This is a genomic window from uncultured Veillonella sp., from assembly GCF_905209685.1.
GTDB lineage: Bacteria > Bacillota > Negativicutes > Veillonellales > Veillonellaceae > Veillonella.
In genome coordinates this window covers 1-2,776 of sequence record NZ_CAJLUB010000173.1, presented here as the reverse complement: position 1 = coordinate 2,776, position 2,776 = coordinate 1, and the positions used below count along the sequence as shown (strand labels likewise).

The following is a 2,776-nucleotide window of genomic DNA, read 5'->3' as shown; positions in this document are numbered from 1 at the left end:
AGAACAGGATTTCCCGACTGATAATTCGCCCCATAATGCGGGACGACGATAGTTTTCGAATGAAAGTTATCACTAAATGCACTAATAACCTGATGTACAACATTCCCAGTCAGTAGTGGTTGATCCCCTACAGAACAAAGAATGCCATCTAGCGGTATCGGTGATTTTTCTACCAAATGACGTACTCCTATCGCTATGGACAGACCCTGTCCACGCTCAGGATGTTCATTCCGAACTACTTCGAACCCATAGCTTGTAACAATAGGTTCCAATTTTTCATGATCGTCACCAGTAACCGCTACAAAAGGTAGTTTACAGAATTCAGCAGGTTTTACATAATCTTCCCATCCACAATGAAGAGCCCCACAGACCGCATCTAAAACAGTTTTACCACGCCAGGGTAAAAGCTGCTTATTACACCCCATGCGCTTGGATTGTCCCCCTACGAGGAGGACAATACCAATATGCAAAGGGCGACGGTCTATGGGGTCTCTCATGGGACTGAAAGCGCTATTAGATTTTGCTTTCACATAAGTCATGAGTACCTACCGACATTGAATAATGCGACGGATTTCGCAACTTGCTTTATATCCATCAGCTAAGATGATATCGGAAATGTCGCTATCTACAATATGATCAATAAAATCATCAATGATACGATGTTGCACCGTTTCATAACCAGTACAGAACAGAATTTTTTTACCTTTACTGTATTGGAATAAACCTTGTTTATGGAGCACAAGATCAGCCAACATGCGTGGCGTTACAATGGCACCCATATCGCGTTTCACAATATCTTGAACGAGCTCGATGTTATGCACGTGCTCATCATCAAGCGGCGCTCCTAACATTTGTAAATTCACAAGACCAATCGTAGTCTTTGTGAGCGATGGGATGACTGGCTCAGTCGTCTTAGGCGCCTTAAGCCATTTTTCCTTTGCCCCATCTGCTTCCACTACAATTTGCCAGTTTGGATGCAATTTTGCTAAACCATCGATAAGATCACAATCTAAGGAGTCTACTTTTGTTCCTGTAATGCCAGAGAACCACGCACCACAATATCCACGCAAAATACGATCAGTACAATATTCATCAGCTTCATTAATATTTCGAGTATAAATCGGTTCATAATGAGCCACTTGGGATTCATAGAGTCGAGTCGTAGTCGTAACTACGATGGGCTGACCTTTCAGCCTTCCATATTCTACTAATTTTGAAAGCACAGTCGTTTTACCGCCTGCCCCAACAAGGGCCACGATTCCCGGCTGAATCAATCGATTCCAATAGGATGTTTGTGATGTCATAAAACCAGGCCTCCTTAGAAAGGAAAAGTAAATAGAAATCTCTATACTTTATATTTCTCGTCCATAGCCATAAATACCTTCTCAGGTGTCATAGGTAATGTACGAACGTCCGCACCAACTGCGTTTTTAATAGCATGTTGAATAGCTGGACTAGCCGTATTAATAACAACTTCACCAATAGATTTGGCACCAAACCCGCCTGTCGGTTCATAAGACTCTACAAAGTCTACATGTAACTCGCCAATATCTTGACGGGTTGGAATTTTATAAGTCATAAGGTTATTAGTCTCTAAGCGACCATTATTGGAATAACGCACATCTTCATATAGTGCCATACCGATAGCTTGTACCACGCCGCCTTCAACTTGAACGCGAGCCAATTTAGGGTTAATAACAGTACCGCAATCGATACAGGAGTATGTATGAAGAGGAATAACCTTACCAGTTTGTTTGTCTACTTTCACCTCTGCAATAGTTGCCATGAATGGAGGTGGAGATGTATGACTGCCCCATGTAGCAAAACCAGACAATTGTTCAGCGTTAACACCTACCAATAATTTTGGAGCCAATTGATGGATATCCATTGTTTGGGAACCATCTTTTGTAGTAGCTACAACGCCATCAAAATCGATGTTCTCTACATCTGTATTGAAGAATTGAGCGAACTTAGCAATAATCTTAGTGCGTAACTCTTCAGCAGCCATCTTAGCAGCCGTACCAGTTACGTATGTTGTACTAGATGCATAAGAGCCTGGATCAAATGGAACAATATCTGTATCAGATTCGACAACTGTCATGTATTCCATAGGACAGCCGATGATTTCACAAGCCATTTGAGTCAATACAGTATTAGCACCCATGCCCATATCGGAAGAACCAGTATACAATGTGTAGTTACCATCATCACCGAGACGAATTTCTACAGATGCTACGTCAATGTTAGCAACACCAGAACCTTGTAACGCTAATGCCATGCCAAGGCCACCGCGATAACGTTCGTCAATATCCCAAGAATGAGGACGCTCATCCCAACGAGCCATTTCTTTTACGCGGTTTACTGTATCTTGGAATAGACCAGAGTCAAGGTATTCATCCGGAGCGTATACCAAGCTTTGTTCACCTTGAGCAATCAAGTTCTTTTGACGCAATTCAGCAGGGTCAACGCCCATTTTATCCGCCAAATTATTAACAGCACACTCTAATGGCCATAGCGCTTCTGTAGCACCATAACCACGGAATGCACCGCCTGGTGTATGGTTCATGTATACGCCTTCTGTACCGTAGTGGACAGCTGTCGCTTTATTGTATAAAGGAATGGACTTATGCTCACCAGCTGTAGTAGTAGTGAAACAGTGAGTTGCATGAGCACCTGCATCAGTAATGGAGTCCATATCAATTACTTTGATAATTCCATCTTTTGTAGCACCTACGCGGATTTTCCATTCACGAGCATGACGTGTAGTGGAGCAAGT

3 protein-coding genes are annotated in these 2,776 nt (G+C 42.6%); all 3 read right to left on the bottom strand.

Translation table 11 applies throughout. The annotated features are described in order from the left end of the window. Positions 1 to 497, bottom strand: a 497-nt coding sequence (locus QZ055_RS09035; protein WP_295826370.1) for an NTP transferase domain-containing protein, incomplete at its 3' end; no start/stop codon positions are given. A gap of 48 nt (positions 498 to 545) precedes the next feature. After that, positions 546 to 1,304: a selenium cofactor biosynthesis protein YqeC gene (yqeC, locus tag QZ055_RS09030; RefSeq protein WP_060923868.1), complete on the bottom strand. Its 759-nt coding sequence runs from the start codon at positions 1,302 to 1,304 to the stop codon at positions 546 to 548. Positions 1,305 to 1,345: 41 nt separating this feature from the next. Beyond that, the coding region (locus tag QZ055_RS09025) for a xanthine dehydrogenase family protein molybdopterin-binding subunit (RefSeq protein ID WP_295826367.1) at positions 1,346 to 2,776 on the bottom strand (1,431 nt) is incomplete at its 5' end.